This window comes from Bacillus sp. JJ1474, from assembly GCF_036965225.1.
GTDB lineage: Bacteria > Bacillota > Bacilli > Bacillales > Cytobacillaceae > Cytobacillus.
The window spans coordinates 1-1,023 of the sequence record NZ_JBALPC010000274.1 but is presented as its reverse complement, the minus strand read 5'-3'; the positions used below and the strand labels follow the sequence as shown (position 1 = coordinate 1,023).

The 1,023-nt window shown below is 34.7% G+C and carries 2 protein-coding genes; both read right to left on the bottom strand.

The features are described from left to right. Positions 1-41: 41 nt before the first annotated feature. Positions 42-212, bottom strand: coding sequence for a hypothetical protein (locus V7164_RS24290; RefSeq protein ID WP_335355503.1), 171 nt, complete (start codon positions 210-212; stop codon positions 42-44). Next, entirely contained in the window at positions 182-562 is a 381-nt protein-coding gene (locus tag V7164_RS24285; RefSeq protein WP_335355497.1) for an AAA family ATPase, read from the bottom strand. The genes V7164_RS24290 and V7164_RS24285 overlap by 31 nt, the downstream gene beginning before the upstream one ends. Positions 563-1,023: the final 461 nt, after the last annotated feature.

Genomic DNA, 1,023 nt, shown 5'->3' with positions numbered 1-1,023 from the left:
TTCCCAAACGCTCTTGATACGTCTCACTAATACTTACAAACTCAATCCCATTCTTCACCAATACTTACCTCAACCGGTATTATTTTCCCACGGACCTGGACTCTTAATCCATCATCGACCCATTTAACATCTGGCTCTAAATATAGGCATAGATCATATTTTTGAATGCGAGCGATTTCATTTAAGATTGTTTGGTGTTTTTGATTGTACAGCTCTGAGTAAAATTGAGTAACGACTGCTTCGGTATCGATAAAACGATTTTATTGGCATTTTTAATAGCTTCATATTCTTTAAGTTTATGGCCGTACGCAATCATCGGGTAATCTTCCTCTATAATAATCCCATCGCAGCCTTCTAAATATTCACAATAATCTCTTCCGTATTCTTTGACATAGGTTGTGTTATAAATAAGTGCTAGATTTCTAGTGAGTGTGGATTTCCCACAGCTTTCAGTCCCTAAAATGACTACCTTTTTAATAAAAAACGTTTTTACCTCATCGGGAATGTAATCCCAATATTCAAAGATTCCTTTTTCCCGAATATTGGTTGCAGAAATCTTCACCTGGTCTCTTTTTTTTCAAAAGAATTAATAGGAATGGCTTATCCATACATCGGATCGTCCAATCCTTTTAAATTGCCAATATTACAAAAGGTAACCCCTAATGCCGCTCAAACTGCAAATCTATAAACCGTGTCTTTTAAGATAATCATAAAATCACTTATTTATGACATTCTGTTAATCAGTTCTATCGCTCATTTCAAACGTTCTTGATAAGTTCCGCTAATACTAAGAAAATCAATCCCATTTTTTCTAATTAATTCTTTCAGAAAATTTTTTTATCATCCCGAACCTTTTGTTCCCCATGCACTCTTAACCATCATCGACCCATTTGTCATCTGGCTCTAAATAGAGACATAGTTCTTATTTTTGAATGCGAGCAATTTCATCTAAACCCTTTGGTGTTATTGATTGTACAGCTCAGAGTAAAATTGAGTAACTACTGCTTCTATGTCGATTAAGAA